Annotated in this window: 14 protein-coding genes; 9 read left to right on the forward strand and 5 right to left on the reverse strand. The window is 69.3% G+C overall.

From position 1 onward, the window contains the following. Positions 1-98: 98 nt before the first annotated feature. Positions 99-623 carry an FAS1-like dehydratase domain-containing protein gene (locus ACYVHG_RS08290; protein ID WP_461166978.1) on the forward strand — a complete coding sequence of 175 codons (525 nt, stop codon included), beginning with the start codon at positions 99-101 and terminating at the stop codon, positions 621-623. A 4-nt stretch (positions 624-627) separates the two neighbouring features. On the opposite strand, the gene eccA is transcribed toward ACYVHG_RS08290, so the two are convergent. After that, positions 628-2,322, reverse strand: coding sequence for a type VII secretion AAA-ATPase EccA (gene eccA, locus ACYVHG_RS08295; RefSeq protein WP_461166979.1), 1,695 nt, complete (start codon positions 2,320-2,322; stop codon positions 628-630). A 54-nt stretch (positions 2,323-2,376) separates the two neighbouring features. Then, entirely contained in the window at positions 2,377-2,859 is a 483-nt protein-coding gene (locus tag ACYVHG_RS08300; RefSeq protein WP_461166980.1) for a hypothetical protein, read from the reverse strand. A gap of 75 nt (positions 2,860-2,934) precedes the next feature. On the opposite strand from ACYVHG_RS08300, the gene ACYVHG_RS08305 reads away from it, so the two are divergent. From ACYVHG_RS08305 to ACYVHG_RS08320, 4 genes are all read left to right on the forward strand, one after another. Further along, positions 2,935-3,690 (forward strand): ABC transporter ATP-binding protein, encoded by a 756-nt coding sequence (locus ACYVHG_RS08305; protein WP_461166981.1) that lies wholly within the window; start codon positions 2,935-2,937, stop codon positions 3,688-3,690. An 11-nt stretch (positions 3,691-3,701) separates the two neighbouring features. Further along, positions 3,702-6,263 (forward strand): ABC transporter permease, encoded by a 2,562-nt coding sequence (locus tag ACYVHG_RS08310; RefSeq protein ID WP_461167627.1) that lies wholly within the window; start codon positions 3,702-3,704, stop codon positions 6,261-6,263. 71 nt (positions 6,264-6,334) lie between these two features. Further along, complete coding sequence (locus ACYVHG_RS08315; RefSeq protein ID WP_461166982.1) at positions 6,335-7,378, forward strand: NAD(P)/FAD-dependent oxidoreductase; 1,044 nt, start codon at positions 6,335-6,337, stop codon at positions 7,376-7,378. Further along, positions 7,375-8,241: an RNA polymerase sigma-70 factor gene (locus ACYVHG_RS08320; protein ID WP_461166983.1), complete on the forward strand. Its 867-nt coding sequence runs from the start codon at positions 7,375-7,377 to the stop codon at positions 8,239-8,241. Before ACYVHG_RS08315 ends, ACYVHG_RS08320 begins: the two co-directional genes overlap by 4 nt. Positions 8,242-8,654: 413 nt before the next feature. Here ACYVHG_RS08320 and ACYVHG_RS08325 read toward each other — a convergent pair whose 3' ends face one another. Together ACYVHG_RS08325 and ACYVHG_RS08330 are read right to left on the reverse strand one after the other, a co-directional pair. Further along, positions 8,655-9,065 (reverse strand): hypothetical protein, encoded by a 411-nt coding sequence (locus ACYVHG_RS08325; RefSeq protein WP_461166984.1) that lies wholly within the window; start codon positions 9,063-9,065, stop codon positions 8,655-8,657. 18 nt (positions 9,066-9,083) lie between these two features. After that, positions 9,084-9,848, reverse strand: a complete 765-nt coding sequence (locus tag ACYVHG_RS08330; protein ID WP_461166985.1) for a class I SAM-dependent methyltransferase — start codon at positions 9,846-9,848, stop codon at positions 9,084-9,086. A 25-nt stretch (positions 9,849-9,873) separates the two neighbouring features. Between ACYVHG_RS08330 and ACYVHG_RS08335 the strand changes: the two genes are divergently transcribed. The 4 genes from ACYVHG_RS08335 to ACYVHG_RS08350 all read left to right on the forward strand — a co-directional run bounded on the left by ACYVHG_RS08335 (position 9,874) and on the right by ACYVHG_RS08350 (position 13,565). Further along, positions 9,874-11,016 (forward strand): glycosyltransferase family 4 protein, encoded by a 1,143-nt coding sequence (locus tag ACYVHG_RS08335; protein ID WP_461166986.1) that lies wholly within the window; start codon positions 9,874-9,876, stop codon positions 11,014-11,016. Positions 11,017-11,146: 130 nt separating this feature from the next. Further along, positions 11,147-11,770 carry a hypothetical protein gene (locus ACYVHG_RS08340; protein WP_461166987.1) on the forward strand — a complete coding sequence of 208 codons (624 nt, stop codon included), beginning with the start codon at positions 11,147-11,149 and terminating at the stop codon, positions 11,768-11,770. An 86-nt stretch (positions 11,771-11,856) separates the two neighbouring features. Further along, positions 11,857-12,942 (forward strand): S-(hydroxymethyl)mycothiol dehydrogenase, encoded by a 1,086-nt coding sequence (locus ACYVHG_RS08345; protein ID WP_461166988.1) that lies wholly within the window; start codon positions 11,857-11,859, stop codon positions 12,940-12,942. Then, positions 12,939-13,565 carry an MBL fold metallo-hydrolase gene (locus ACYVHG_RS08350; protein ID WP_461166989.1) on the forward strand — a complete coding sequence of 209 codons (627 nt, stop codon included), beginning with the start codon at positions 12,939-12,941 and terminating at the stop codon, positions 13,563-13,565. Before ACYVHG_RS08345 ends, ACYVHG_RS08350 begins: the two co-directional genes overlap by 4 nt. A 12-nt stretch (positions 13,566-13,577) precedes the next feature. Here the strand turns inward: ACYVHG_RS08350 and ACYVHG_RS08355 are convergent, their stop codons facing one another. Next, positions 13,578-14,993 (reverse strand): condensation domain-containing protein, encoded by a 1,416-nt coding sequence (locus ACYVHG_RS08355; protein WP_461166990.1) that lies wholly within the window; start codon positions 14,991-14,993, stop codon positions 13,578-13,580. Positions 14,994-15,108 lie beyond the last annotated feature (115 nt).

A 15,108-nucleotide genomic window follows, 5' to 3' on the forward strand; every position in this document is an offset into this window, starting at 1 on the left:
GAAGGCGGGCACGGAGGTTGAAAACGGAAATCCCGGTCGGATATCGTGTCGTGTCCCTCCGGGTTCTACGAAGGGCGAGCACCTTCGAGGAGAGATCAGTGGTAGACGAGTGGGAGTTGTGGTTCCCGGACGCCTATGAGGTGGGCGCCGAGTCGGTGCGATCGTTCGCCCGTGCGATCCGCAGCGAGCACGTTCCCTATGCCGTCAGCCGTGTCCTTCCGGCCGACGTCGGCGTCCCGTCGACGATGCTCGGTGGGCCGTTGCTGCAGGCCGCGTCCGCGGTGGTCGGCAAAGCCATTCCCGGATGCAACCTGGCCGCGGTCCTGCACGCCGGACAGCGGTTCGACTACCTGCGCCCGCTGCGTGTGGGTGATGTGATCAGCATCGGCGTGCGGCTCGCCTCGCACATCGAGAAGGCCGATACCGACCTGCTGGTGGTCGAGTCCATGGTCTACGTCGGTGGCGAACCCACCATCGGCTCGGAGATCCTGCTGGTGCACAGTCAGCGCGAGACCGGCATCGACCTCGAAGCCGTCGACCGGCTCGCCGACGAGGTGATGATGACCGGCACCGGGCCGAGTCGGAGCGACGAGTACGCCGCACGGGTCGCCGATTCGGTCTGAGCGTTCACACCGCTGCGCCCAGCAGCCCCTCCAGGGCGCGCGCCATATCGGGTGCCTCGATCCGCATCAGCACGGACTCGTCCACCCCGATCAGGTCCAGACCGGAATCGGCCAGCCGCAGCTCCCGCTCCTCCTCCGCGGCCTCGATCACGTTGCGGACGAACCGGCCGTTGCCGAGCGTGTCCAGACGGTCGGTGATGCCTGCGCAGCAGGTCTCCAGGACCGCTGCGGCGTCACCGCTGAGCACCGCATCGCGGGAGCGGGCCATCGCGGCGCCGATCTCCGCCAGCTCACCCGGTGAGTAGCCGGGGAACCGGATCCGCCGCGCGAACCGCGAGGCCAGGCCCTCGTTCGAGGCCAGGAAACGGTCGATCTCGGCGTCGTAACCGGCCACGATCACCACCAGCCGGTCCCGATCGTTCTCCATCCGCGCGAGTAGAGTGTCGACCGCTTCCCGGCCGAAGGCATCGCCGCCGGAGAGACCCTCCTGCACCAGGGTGTAGGCCTCGTCGATGAACAGCACCCCGTCGAGCGCGGAGTCGATCACCGCGCTGGTCTTGAGCGCGGTGGCACCGAGGTACTGCCCCACCAGATCGCGACGCGAGCACTCGACCACCGTGTCGGAGGCCAGCAGTCCCAGCCCGCGATACATTCGGGCGACGATCCGCGCCACTGTCGTCTTACCGGTGCCGGGTGGCCCGGTGAACGCCAGATGCAGCGACCGGCTCCCGCTGGACAGACCGCGGTCGGCCCGTACCCGGGCCAGCTGCATCGTGGTACGCAGGCGCGTGACCTGCTCCTTCACCTCCCGCAATCCCACCTGCCGGTCCAGTTCGGCGGCGGCCTCGGCCAGCAGATCGGCGCTGGACCCGGCGTCCCCGGTCCCGGACCGGTCGGTGGCGGGTTCCTGCGGCGTCTCGATCACCAGTCGGTGGCTAGGATCGCGCAGCGCGGCCTCGGCCGGCGGGTACGACGGTGCCGCCCGCTCCAGTAGCGCCCGGGCGGCGTCCTCATCGCCCTGCTCCCGGAGCACCAGGGCGTGGCAGTAGCGGGCCGCGTCCGCTGCGCCGGGCAGCGCCCCGTCGGCGGCGGCGGTCAGAAGCCGCACCGCCTCGGCGAACCGACCCAGCTGCGCGGCGGCCGCCCCGGCGACCGCCCGGCCCGCTGCCGCGAGCACGGTGTCCTCCCAGGTCGAGACGTCGGTCAGGGCGGTCAGTGCGTCCGCCCAGCGCCGGGTTCGGGAGGCGATCACCGCCTGTTGATACCGCTCAAGGGGGCAACGCGAGGCGTTCGCGAGTACCTGCACTGCCTCCTCCGGGGCGCCGTCGGCGAGTAGGCGCGCCGCATAGGCCACGTGCGCGGTGGTCGCGTCGTGCAGCGGGTGATCGACGTACAGGCCGGTGGCGAAGGACGCCGACGGGGTTCCGGGCGGTAACCCGACCCGCCGCGCCGTGGCCCCGATCCGTTCGGCGTTGCGGTGCAGCGCCGCCAGCACTTCCGCGGTGGTCTCCCCGGCGGCGGCGCGCCCCAGCCAGGCATCGGCCATCGTCGGGTCGGCGGTGGTGGCGGCCTCGAAGGCGCGGCGGGCCAGTGCCGGATCAGCGGGCGCGGCGTCGAACTCGCCGATCCCGATCCCGAGCGCGGCGATTCCGGCTCGATAGGCGCGCAGCGCGGATGCGTGTGCCGCGGACGTCGTCATCAGTTCCCCCGAACTGAGGAATCCCCCGATTCCCCGGTTCCACGCTAATCGCGGTCAGCGTGCGAGGAGGGCGATCTCCCTGATCTCCTGCAGATCGGGCCCGTACTCGTCCGAGGACCAGAACCGCAGCCGCCAGGTGTCGGCGCCCTCGCCGTCGTGGCGGGCGACGGCCTCCACCTCGTAGAAGCCGCGGGCCATCGGGAACTCGACGACGTCGCCCGTGCCTTCTTCGCCGGGGGAGAAGAACTCCACCGAGCCGGAGGTGTCCACGCACAGTTTGGTGCGCAGGACGGTGTCCCACCGCCCCTCGGCGGGCGGGACGTCGTCCCAGTGCTCGAACTCGATCGGCATCGCGGTCTGGGTGCGCGACGGGGAGGCGAACCCGGCGGTGGCGCGGTTGGTCGCGGCACCGTGCACGGTGACCGCGGCGAGCAGGTCCTCGGGCACGCGGTGCCCGAAGCAACTGCCGAAGAACTTGCCCCCGCGCAGATCGAGCACACCGGAGAGCTGCATCAGGAGCTGGGGTTCGAGGCGCATCTCACCATTGTGGACGATGATCGTCTCGGGGTTCACCCCGATGCCGTGAGCGGCGCGTTCTGGCATTCTGTTGCCATGTCAACGACTCCGATCGAGACGATCGCCGCGCGGGCCGTGAACGTGACCAAGGTCTACGGTGAGGGGGAGAGCGCGGTCTACGCACTGGCCGGGGTCACCGTCGACTTCCGGGCGGGAGAGTTCACCGCGATCATGGGACCCTCCGGTTCGGGCAAGTCGACGCTGATGCACTGCCTGGCCGGCCTAGATGCCGCGAGCGGTGGATCGGTGCAGGTGGGCGGCACCGAGCTGACCTCGCTCAATGACAAGCAGATCACCGAACTGCGCCGCGACCGCATCGGATTCGTCTTCCAGTCGTTCAACCTGGTGCCCACCTTGACGGCGCTGGAGAACATCACCCTGCCGCTGGACATCGCCGGCCGTAAACCCGATGAGCAGTGGCTCAACGCGGTGATCGACCGGCTCGGCCTGCGCCCTCGGCTCGGTCACCGTCCCACCGAACTGTCCGGTGGACAGCAGCAGCGCGTGGCCTGCGCCCGCGCTCTGGTCGGGCGGCCGGAGATCGTGTTCGGTGACGAGCCGACCGGCAATCTCGATTCGCGGTCGGGCGCCGAGGTGCTGTCCATCCTGCGTGCCGCGGTGGACGAGTTCCGGCAGACGGTGGTGATCGTCACGCACGATCCGCGTGCCGCCTCCTACGCCGACCGGGTGGTCTTCCTGGCCGATGGCCGGATCGTCGACGAGATGTCCGAGCCCACGGCGGACCGGGTGCTGGAGAAGATGATTCACCTCGACGAGCTCGTGGCACGCTGATGGCCTCTCCCATGCGCCGGGTGGCGCTTCGGAATCTGATGGCGCACAAGGGGCGTTTGGTCCTGACGGTGCTCTCGGTACTCCTGGGCACCTCGTTCATCGCCGGCTCGATGGTCTTCACCGGAACCCTGTCGAAGGCCTTCGACGGGATCTCCGGTCAGATCGCCGTCGGGGTGGACGCGCGCGTCTCCCCGAAGAACTCGCAGGGCGACGGTGGCTTCGGTCCGGCCGGGCCGGGGGTGCCGATGAGCGTGGCCGACCAGGTGAAGACGGTGCCCGGTGTGCGGGTGGTGGTCCCGGCGATCACCGGAACCATCGCGCTGCGAAACGGCTCCGGGGACGTGGTCTCCCCCACCGGTGCACCCCAGGTGGGAGGCGCCTACCTGCCGCCGGAGGAGAGTCTCGATCCGGCCGGCCAGCGGATCACCGCGGGCCGGGCTCCGTCGGCCCCGAACGAAATGGTGATCAACGAGACCGCCTCGGAGCGGTTGAAGCTCCCGGTGGGGGCGAAGACCACCGTGGTCGCGCCGCGCTCACCCGGGCCGGTGGACGTGACCGTCGTGGGGGTGTACCGCATCTCCATCGACTCCGGTGGCTACGTCGGTGCACTGTTCGCCAAGGACGAGGCGCTCACGCTGTTCGGCGACGGTGCCAGTGCCCCGTACATCGATGTCGCCGCCGCCGATGGAACCTCACCGGAACAACTGCGCGAGGCGATCGCCGCGAAGTTGCCCGAGCTGGAGGTCAAGACCGGTGCGCAGGTGCGCCAGCAGTTCGAGGACGAGATCAACAAGGGGCTGAGCTTCCTCAACTACTTCCTGGTTGCGTTCGGCCTGATCGGCCTGCTGGTGGGCGTTTTCATCATCTACAACACGTTCTCGATGCTGGTCGCGCAGCGGCTGGGCGAGCTGGCCCTGCTCCGTGCGATCGGTGCCAGTCGCTCCCAGGTGCGCAATTCCGTGGTCCTCGAAGCGGTGGTCGTCGGCGTGGTCGGCAGTGCTCTCGGCCTCGCGGTGGGCATCGGCCTGGCGGTGCTGCTGCGCGCGGGTGTCACCGCGGCCGGCGCCGGCTTCCCCGACGGTGGCCTCTCGGTGAGCCCGTCGGTGGTGGTCACGGTGATGGTGGTGGGCACCGTGGTCACCGTGATCTCCGCGTTGATCCCCGCGGTCCGGGCCTCGAAGGTGCCGCCGGTGGCGGCGATGCGGGCGCAGGACGGCGGCTCCGCAGCCTCGGTGATGGCGCGCGGCGCGATCGGTGCGGGCCTGCTGCTCGGTTCCCTGGCCCTGCTGTTCGTGGCCACCAGCGAGGTCGGAACCGCCGCCGCGATCGAGGTGGGTATCGCCGGCCTCGGGCTGATCCTGGCCGTGGTGATCGGGGGTCCGGCACTGGTGGCTCCGCTGCTCGGCGGGATCGGCAAGCTGATCGCCGCGCCCTTCGGTCCGGCCGGCCGGCTGGGGCGTACCAACGTGATGCGCAATCCCCAGCGCACTACCGCCACCGCATTCGCGCTGGTGATCGGGGTGGCGTTGGTCGGTGTGATCGGCACCCTCGGCGCATCCATGCAGAAGTCGGTCGACGCGCAGGTCGACAGCGGTATCCGGTCCGAACTGGTGCTGCAGGCACCGCAATTGGGGATGCCGCCGGCAGCGCTGACGGCGATCGAGAACGTCGCCGGGATCGGGGAGAAGACGGTGCTCTACGCGGTTCCGGCCCGCCTCGGCGAGGATCGGACGCGGCTGCTCGGGGTCGACGGTGACGTCACCGCCTCGTTCAACCTGACCCGCGAATCCGGTGATCTGGCACTGAAACCGGGTGGCCTGCTGGTCGACGACCGTACCGCCGCGGAGCGTGGCTGGGAGGTCGGTTCGAAGGTGGATCTCACCTCCGCCGTGGGGCGGGAGCGGACCCAGGTCACCGTCACCGGGATCTACCGGGGCAATCCCGGGACACTGTCCGGTCCGGTGTTCGCAGCGGCCGATATGAACGCGCTCTATCCACCGGCGCGTGGCGCCTCCACCCCGATCGTGACGCCGCAGTCGGTGTTCCTCAATGCCGAGGACGGTACCTCGGTCGCCGACCTCAAGGATCGCTTGCGGGAGGCGGTCAAGCCGCTGCTGGTGGTCAACGTCGACGATCAGAAGGACCTGAAGGATCAAGCCGGACAGGCGATCACCGCGATGATGGGGGTGCTGTACGGGCTCCTGGGGCTGGCGGTGGTGATCGCGATCCTGGGCATCGTGAACACCCTGGCGCTGTCGGTGGTGGAGCGACGCCGGGAGATCGGGATGCTCCGTGCGATCGGGCTGATCCGCTCCCAGGTCCGCCGGTCGATCTACCTGGAATCCATGCTGATCGCCGTCTTCGGCGCGGCGCTCGGTCTGGTGCTGGGTGTGCTGCTGGGCACGTCCCTGGTGTACGCGCTGCGCGATGAGGGACTCGGCTCGGTGGTGGTGCCCTGGTCCACGGTGATCGTCATGCTGGTGGCCTCCGCCTTCGTCGGTGTGGGGGCGGCGATCCTGCCCGCGATCCGGGCCGCGCGCACACCCCCGCTGGCCGCGATCGCGGAGGGGTGATCGGCCGGCTGTCACAGATCGCGCACGGCCGGTGTCCTGTGTACGACACGTCCAACACAGGAGGAGTAATCATGAAGGTCGTCGTGATCGGAGCGGGCTACGCCGGGACCATCGCAGCGAACCGCCTGGTGAAGAAGGCGGACGGCGTGCACGTGACGGTGGTCAACCCGCGGGCCGAGTTCGTCGAGCGGGTGCGACTGCATCAGCACCTGGCCGGGACCGGGTCCGCCACCGTCGCCCTCACCGCGATGCTGGATCCGAGGATCAGGCTGGTCGTCGGGACCGTGACCAAGATCGGTGACGGTTCCCTGCTGCTCGCCGACGGAACGACTCTGCCGTTCGACCGGGCGATCTACGCGGCAGGGGGAGCCGTGACCGCTCCAGATGGGGCGCTGGCCGTCGGTTCCCTGGATTCCGCGGAGGAAGCACGCCGGGCGCTGCTCGCCCTGCCCGACGGTGCCGCGGTCACCGTCGTCGGCGGTGGGCTGACCGGTATCGAGACCGCGGCGGAGGTGGCGGAGACCTTTCCGGGCCTGCGAGTACGGCTGCTCACTGAGGGCGAGGTCGGCGCCTCGCTCAGTGCCGGGGCGCGGGCCCGTGTTCGCCGTGAACTCGACCGGCTCGCGGTGCCGGTCGATCGCGGTGGGTTCGCCGGTCCAGCCGGTGCCGATCTCGTGTTGTGGGCGGTTGCGACGCAGGTCAGCGGATTGGCGGCAGCCAGTGGGCTCGCCGTGGACGACGACGGCAGGGTGTTGGTGGATGCGTTCCTGCGCAGCACGAGCGACCCGAGGATCATCGCCGTGGGTGACGGTGCAGCCGTTCCCGGCGCCCGGCTGAGCTGCCAGACCGCGATGCCTCAAGGTGCCTACGGTGCGGACACGTTGGTGCGCGAGAGCGCGGGCAGGCCGACTCGGCCGTACTCGATGGGGTACACCGGCCAGGTCGTCTCGATCGGGCGTCGTGCAGCGGTGATCCAGGTCGCCAGGCGGGACGACACCGCGACCCGTGTGTGGTTCGGCGGGGCAGCCGCGGTGCCGGTGAAGGAACAGGTGTGCCGCCTCGCCCGCGGGGCTGCACGCACCGCGCGGTACGTCTGGCTCCCCGCACCCCGATGAACCCGATCGAGGTGTTCACCGAGCATCGCCCCCTGTTGTTCTCGGTGGCCTACGAGATCCTGGGCAGCATCGCCGATGCCGAGGACGTGCTGCAGGACAGCTACCTGCGGTGGCGCGAGGTGGATCTGAACCGGGTGGACGATCCGCGCGCGTACCTCGCACGGATCGTCACCCGGCAGGCGCTCAACGTCTTGCGCACGGCGTCGCGGCGGCGGGAGGACTACATCGGTCCGTGGTTGCCGGAGCCGCTGGAGGCGTGGTCGGGCGACGGTCCCGCGGAGCACGTCCTGACCGGGGAGGCGGTCACCACTGCGATGCTGCTGGTTCTCGAATCCCTGAGGCCCACAGAGCGGGCGGTGTTCGTGCTGCGGGAGGTGTTCGCGTTCGGCTACCCGGAGATCGCCGCGGCGATCGACAAGTCCGAGGCCGCGGTACGCCAGATCGCGCATCGGGCCCGTGCGCACGTGACGGCGCACCGGCCACGTTCGGTGGTGGAGCCGGCACTGGCCGAGTCGGTCGCGGAGAGGTTCCTCTCAGCCGCGATGTCCGGTGACGTTCAGGCTCTGATGGATGTGATCGCTCCCGATGCGGTGTACCTCGCCGACGGTGGCGGGGTGGTCTCGGCAGCGCGGCGCCCCGTTCTCGGTGCCGACCGGGTGGCCAGGTTCATGGTGGGTACGTTGCGTAGATCCGCCGGCTACGGCCGGCTGGGGCTGCGCTTCGGGGTGTTCAACGCGATGCCCGCGGTGGTGGTGAGCTTCGACGACGTGCTCGATCTGGTGATGTGCGTCGAGGTGACCGGTGAGCGGGTCTCGGCGGTGTACGTGGTGCGTAACCCGGCGAAGCTCGGGCACCTGCGCTGAGCGCCGGGGGGTCACGGCGCTTCACCCTTCCGGTCACGGTGAAAGTCCTGTTCCCATCACGACGATGGGAGAAAACGAACAAATAGTGTATTTCGTTTACCGGGTGAGTACGACGGTGGTCACTCCGGATTGGCATACCGTTCCGGTTGGATCTGCGCACATCTGGGCGCGTAGGTAGAGCTTCTACCTGCGTAGTCATGATTCGATGTAGGCGCCGTCGACCGTGACGATCGCCGGTTGGGTGTAAGTGTTACAGCTCACCCATGAGCAGATTCTCACCGATGGTAACGATTTAGTAACGAGGCGAGTTCGGTGGGTGCGTCCGTGACCGGTGCGGTGCCCTCCTCGTCCGGGCTGACCGGCCTGCGTTCGGCGAGCGCCGCCGCTTCGGAATCCGTGGTCGACCCCGACACCTACGGCCGCCACGCGGCTCCGGTCGAGGTCTCGTCGGCGGCCACCGCGACCGCCCGCGAGAAGGCCGCTGGTTCGGAGCCGACGGTGCCGGTGGTGTCCACCCCGTCGACGCCGTCCACCCCGTCCGCGGCGGCGGAGACGTCCGTCCGGAAGCCGGCGGAGACCACCCCGTCGGTGAGTGCGCCCGCGTCGTCGACCGAGTCGGCCCCGGCGACCGGAGGTTCCTCCGCGTCCTCGACCGGGACCTCCAGCAGCAGCACCACCGGCGGCGCGACCGGTGGCGGCACCGCCGGAGCTTCGACGGGGGCGAGCTCGACCGGTGGCGGCTCCGCCGGAGACTCGGCGGGTGCGAGCTCGACCGGTGGTAGCGGCTCGTCGGCGGAGTCCGCCGGGGGCACCTCGACCGACAAGGCCGATAGCTCCGCCGGTCAGTGTTTGCGGAAGACCAGAACCAGATTCGACACCAGCAGTTCCCGCAGTACCGGAACCTGCACCATCGACCACGCCCACGCCGGATGGTAGCGCGGGAACGCGGCCACCAGCTCACCACTGGTGACGTTGTTCGCCCAGCTCAGGCCGTCTGCGGCGGTCACCTTGAACAGGGAGGTGCCGTACAGGTTCTTCGGTGGACGGCCGTGCCGGCGGGTGTACCGGCGCGCGGCGCGTTCACCGCCGATGTAGTGGGTCAGCCCCATCTCGTGGCCGCCGAACGGTCCGTACCAGAGGGTGTAACTCAGGATCGCCATGCCGCCGGGGCGGGTGACTCGCAGCATCTCCTCGCCCATGGTCCGCCAGTCACGCACGTGCTCGGCGACGTTCGACGACAGGCACACGTCCACCGCGCCGTCGGCGATCGGCAGCGCCAGACCGGAGCCGCGCAGACCCCGCGAGGAGGTGATGCCCGCGGCGTGGGCCTCCGACGGATCGGGTTCGACGGGGACGTACACCGCGCCGTACTCGGCGAAGGCATCCTCGAAGTAGCCGGGCCCTCCGCCCACGTCCAGCACCACGGCGCCGTCGAGAGCGCCGTACAGGTCCGAGGTCAGTTCGACGGTGTCCCGCGCCAGCGAGCCGTAGAACCGGGCGGGTTCGCTCTGCTCGAACCGGAAGTCCGACAGCAGTCCGGCCGAACGGCGCAGGGTGGCGCGCCGCCGGAGAAGGGTGGTCGTGTTCTTCCAGGTCGCGGGGTACACGCCACCGGACGGTACCCTAGACGCCGTGCGTGAAGTCCTCCTGCTGTGCTGGCGAGACACCCGCCACCCGCAGGGTGGCGGCAGCGAGCTGTACCTCGAACGCGTCGGCCAGGAGCTGGCGCGCCGCGGCGTGCGGGTCACCCTGCGCACCGCCCGGTACCCGGGGGCAGAGCGCTCCGAGACGGTCGGCGGCGTGCGGATCTCCCGCGGCGGCGGACGGTTCAGTGTGTACCCGCTGGCACTGTTGGCGATCGTGGCGGCGAGGTTAGGCCGCGGTCCACTGCGCGGGATCCGGCCCGATGCGGTGATCGACACCCAGAACGGCATCCCCTTCTTCGCCCGACTGGTCGCGGGTGTCCCGGTGACGGTGCTGGTGCACCACTGCCACCGCGAGCAGTGGCCGGTGGCCGGGCGGCTGGTCGCGAAGATCGGCTGGTTCATCGAGTCGCGGCTCTCGCCGTGGGTGCACCGGTCCTCCCAGTATCTGACGGTGTCGCTGCCCTCGGCCGAGGAGTTGGCGCTCCTCGGTGTCGGCCCGGAGCGGGTGGCCGTGGTACGCAACGGGATCGACCCGGTGGATCCGGCTGCCGTGGAGGTGCGGTCAGCGACCCCGCGCATGGTGGTGCTCTCGCGCCTGGTGCCGCACAAGCAGATCGAGGATGCTCTCGACGTGCTCGCTCGACTGCGGCACCGGGTGCCCGAGTTGCATCTGGACGTGATCGGCAGCGGCTGGTGGGACGAGCACCTGTACGCGCACGCGCAGCGACTCGGTGTGCAGGATTCTGTGACTTTCCACGGCCACGTCAGTGAGGAGCGCAAGCACCGGCTGCTCTCGCAGGCGTGGGTGCACGTGATGCCGTCCCGCAAGGAGGGCTGGGGCATCACCGTGATCGAGGCGGCGCAGCACGCGGTGCCGACGGCCGGGTACGTCTCGTCCAAGGGGCTCACCGATTCGGTGGTCGACGGCGTGACCGGGATGCTGGTCCCGGACCTCGCGGGGCTCACGGAATCAGTGTTCGCCCTGCTCAGCGATGCCGATCTGCGCGATGAACTGGGTGCGAAGGCGCAGCAGCGGGCAGGCGAGTTCTCCTGGCCCGCCACCGCCGACGGTGTGGGCCGTGTGCTCGCGGCATCGGTGTCCGGAACCCTCGTCGGCGGCTTGGTCTAGCGCGATCCACGTGCAGCGAGCTGCAGTCGGCCTGGGCGCAGGCCTCCGGTAGCGCTCCGAGAACGGGCGATATCCGATAGTGTGCATCCATGATGACGCAGCGGTTGATCGGTGTCCGTCAGGGATGGGGATGACCTCCGACGTGGCCCGGGTGATCCCGGGCGGCGTCCTGAAAGCGGCCTCACGAGCAGTGATGGTCGTCGGCGCGCTCCTGGTGGCGGCCCAGGTTCTGGGCGCGAGCCGGGGGGCGATCGATGGGCCGCTGGGGCCGCGGTTGAGCTCCGGGATCCTGTTCGCGGTGACCGTCCTGGCGTTCCCGACCGCATGGAACCTCCGGTCGCCGGGGCGTACCACGGATACCCGGAGTGTGACCGCTCATCTCATCACGAGCGCGGGATTGGTCGTGATGCTCGTCGTCGCCGGGGCGAACATCATCGGGACGGATCCGATGGCAGGGCGGCTGTCGATGAGCGTGGGTCTGTTGGTGTTCGCGGCTGGTCTGCTGATGGTGTGGAGGGCGGGTAAGCGCCCTCCACGGGTGTACGCGCCGATCGTCACGCAGACGGTGCGGACGCACGCGGGGGAGCGTTGGGTGCGGATCGGCCAACCGCAGCAGTCCGGAGACCGATGGACGACGATGTGGTCCGTCGGAGCGGCGAGCGGCACGATCGTCCGTGTCTCGTACGGACCGGACTCGATGAGCTCGCTCACGGCGGCACTCGCCGACGCGGAGGCCGCCACAGTCGTACTGTGAAGGCAGGGCCGGTCGCAGCGTGACCGGCCAGTTCCGGTACGTGCCGGGTGCGGGTCACCCGGCGAACAGATGGATAAGGTGCACGGATGCCGCAGACCGTTCAAGGAATCGTCGCCCGCGCAAAGGGCGAGCCCGTCGAGATCGTTCCGATCGTGATCCCCGACCCGGGGCCGGGTGAGGTGGTGGTGGCCATCCGCGCGTGCGGGGTGTGCCACACCGATCTGCATTACCGTGAGGGTGGAATCAACGACGAGTTCCCCTTCCTGCTCGGTCATGAGGCCGCGGGCATCGTCGAATCCGTCGGTGCGGGAGTCGATCACGTCGAACCCGGTGACGCGGTGGTGCTGAACTGGCGTGCCGTGTGCGGGCGGTGCCGTGCGTGCAAGCGCGGTAAGCCGCAGTACTGCTTCGACACGTTCAACGCGGAGCAGAAGATGACCCTCGAGGACGGCACCGAACTCTCACCCGCTCTGGGTATCGGCGCCTTCGCCGAGAAGACGCTGGTGCACCAGGGGCAGTGCACCAAGATCGATCCGGAGGCCGATCCGGCCGTGGTCGGCCTGCTCGGCTGCGGCGTGATGGCGGGCCTCGGTGCTGCGGTGAACACCGGTGGAGTCTCACGCGGTGACACCGTGGCCGTGATCGGTTGCGGCGGTGTCGGAGACGCAGCCATCGCCGGTGCGCGGCTGGTGGGTGCCCGCACCATCATCGCCGTCGATCGTGACCCGAAGAAGCTGGAGTGGGCCCGTGACCTCGGTGCCACGCACACCGTCAACGCCGCGGAAGTCGATGCGGTGGAGGCGATCACCGAACTCACCGACGGTTTCGGTGCCGACGTGGTGATCGACGCGGTCGGCCGGCCCGAGACCTGGAAGCAGGCCTTCTACGCCCGCGACCTGGCCGGCACCGTCGTACTGGTGGGGGTGCCGACACCGGACATGACCCTGGAGATGCCGCTGATCGATTTCTTCTCCCGCGGAGGAACTCTCAAGTCCAGTTGGTACGGCGACTGCCTGCCGGAGCGGGACTTCCCGCAGCTGGTGGACCTGTACCAGCAGGGCAGGCTGCCGCTGGAGAAGTTCGTCACCGAGCGGATCGCACTCGACGAGGTGGAGCGGGCCTTCGAGACCATGCACCGCGGTGAGGTGCTGCGATCGGTGGTGGTCCTGTGACGCTGCGGGTGGAGAAGGTCGTCACCAGTGGGCAGTTCAGCCTCGACGGCGGTACCTGGGACGTTGACAACAACGTCTGGCTGGTCGGGGACGACAGCGAGGTCGTGGTGATCGACGCCGCGCACTCCGCCGGCCCGATCGTCGAGGCGGTGGCAGGACGGACGGTGCGCGCCGTTGTCTGCACGCACGGTCACAACGACCATGTGACGGTCGCACCGGAGCTCTCCGAACGGCTGGACGCCCCGATTCTGCTGCATCCGGGCGATGACGTGCTGTGGGAGATGACCCATCCCGGCGTTCTGCATGAGGACCTGGCCGACGGTGCCCGGATCGCCGTCGGCGGCACCGAGATCGAGGTGCTGCACGCGCCCGGCCACTCACCCGGATCGGTGTGCCTGTACCTTCCCGAAGCCGGGCAGCTGTTCAGTGGCGACACCCTGTTCGCCGGTGGACCGGGTGCCACCGGCCGCTCCTACAGCGACTTCTCGGTGATCATCGACTCGATCCGGGACCGCCTGTTCGCGCTCCCTCCGGAGACGGTGGTCAACACCGGCCACGGCGACGGCACCACCCTCGCGGCGGAATCGCCGCACCTCGAGGAGTGGATCCGCCGCGGTCACTGAACGGTACCGGCGCTAGACCGAGGTGAGTACCGGCGAACGGTCGGCCACCTCGGTGATCCGGTCCCGGAGCAGCCGGAAGACGGTGTCCACCGCGCGGACCGCCTCCGGGGTGTCCGGGTACATCGCGTTGAAGTCCAGGCCACCGGTATCGCGGTTGATCCAGGTGAACACCTCCCGTGAGGGGGTGGCGTTGGCGAACACCGACAAGTCGTGCTGGCGCGCCAGCTCCGCACCGGGCACCCGGGTGACGTCGATGTAGGACAGCATCGGAGCGGTGAAACCGTGCTCCACCGGGAACTCCGGATCGTCGGCGAGGAGGTCGATCACCGGGAACACCGGTGTGCGTTCGAGCTGCCGGGCGATGGCGACGCCCTCGTGCGCGTTGCGCGCCACCTCGTCGAAGTCGCCGGAGGCGGAGAACTGGACCGGCACCAGCGTGACGTACCAGCCGACGGCCATCGCGTCGCCGGTAGCGGAGCGGTCCGCTCGGGGAATCAGCATGGTGAACAGGTCCTCGCCGGTGAGGGCGTAGGAGACCTGGCCGAGGACGGCCAGCAGCGCGCTGCTGGTGTTCGCGCCGGCTTCTCGGGCGGCGGCGCCGAAGCGCTCGGTGCGCTCCGCGTCGATGAACGAGGTGTGCACGGCGATCCGGCCGGGCGCGCAATCGCCGTCGGGCAGGCCCAGCGGGAGTGGGAACCGGGGCATCCCGCCGGACCTGCCGAGCATTTCGCGCCACTGGACGACATCCGGGTGGGTGAGGGTGAGGGTGTCGGCCAGGGTGCGTTGCTCCCTGGTGAACTGGCTGTACGGGCGTACCGGAACAGCCGTGTAGGGGGTGTCGTTACGAGCGGAGGTGTACCGGGTGAGGATCTCGAAGAAGCTGATCGCCTGCGAAACCCCATCGGTGTACATGTGATCGGCGCACACGATCACCTCGAAGTTCGGGTTCGGCGAGCCCGGCCGGGCGTTCTGAATGCCGTTCACCGCGAACGCGAAGGCGGCCCAATCATCCAGGCCGGGAATGGTTTCCATCAGGAAGTCCTTGACCGTCGCGGCCGGGGTGGACTCCGAGGTGGCGCAGCATCCGAGGTGCAGGTGCTCGGGCAGCAGGGTGCGCCCGCGCGGATTCGAATGGCCCGAGACCGGGAACGAGGTGTGGAAGACCTCATGCGCCCGAACGAAATCCGAGAACACCGAGGCGATCAGGTCGGCGTCGTAGACATCCGGAATCGTGAACGTGGTGAACACCAGGCGACGCGCACAGGCCTCGTCGGAGACGCCGCTGCGCAGGTGGTCGGCCTGGATGAACGAGGTGCTCACACCGCGGTCGGGCGCGGTCTTCATGGCCTCCCGCGTGGCCGCATCCGGCGCCCAGACCGCCCACTCGCCGGGCGGGCACTGCCACTGCTCTGAGAATCCGGAGATCATGTCGACCATGATGACGAAATGAATAGCAGAGCAAAAGACCTGTGCTCCGTGACATTTCCAACACCGTAAAGGGGTATGCGTCACACCCGTTATGGGATAGTATGTGATTCACGTA

It is taken from the genome of Tsukamurella serpentis (assembly GCF_054780975.1).

Excerpts from the sequence above, each read along its gene's own strand:
- eccA (WP_461166979.1), bottom strand. The coding sequence starts at position 2,322 with ATGACGACGTCCGCGGCACACGCATCCGCGCTGCGCGCCTATCGAGCC.
- ACYVHG_RS08300 (WP_461166980.1), bottom strand. The coding sequence starts at position 2,859 with ATGCGCCTCGAACCCCAGCTCCTGATGCAGCTCTCCGGTGTGCTCGAT.
- ACYVHG_RS08305 (WP_461166981.1), top strand. The coding sequence starts at position 2,935 with ATGTCAACGACTCCGATCGAGACGATCGCCGCGCGGGCCGTGAACGTG.
- ACYVHG_RS08310 (WP_461167627.1), top strand. The coding sequence starts at position 3,702 with ATGCGCCGGGTGGCGCTTCGGAATCTGATGGCGCACAAGGGGCGTTTG.
- ACYVHG_RS08315 (WP_461166982.1), top strand. The coding sequence starts at position 6,335 with ATGAAGGTCGTCGTGATCGGAGCGGGCTACGCCGGGACCATCGCAGCG.
- ACYVHG_RS08320 (WP_461166983.1), top strand. The coding sequence starts at position 7,375 with ATGAACCCGATCGAGGTGTTCACCGAGCATCGCCCCCTGTTGTTCTCG.
- ACYVHG_RS08340 (WP_461166987.1), top strand. The coding sequence starts at position 11,147 with ATGACCTCCGACGTGGCCCGGGTGATCCCGGGCGGCGTCCTGAAAGCG.
- ACYVHG_RS08345 (WP_461166988.1), top strand. The coding sequence starts at position 11,857 with ATGCCGCAGACCGTTCAAGGAATCGTCGCCCGCGCAAAGGGCGAGCCC.
- ACYVHG_RS08355 (WP_461166990.1), bottom strand. The coding sequence starts at position 14,993 with ATGATCTCCGGATTCTCAGAGCAGTGGCAGTGCCCGCCCGGCGAGTGG.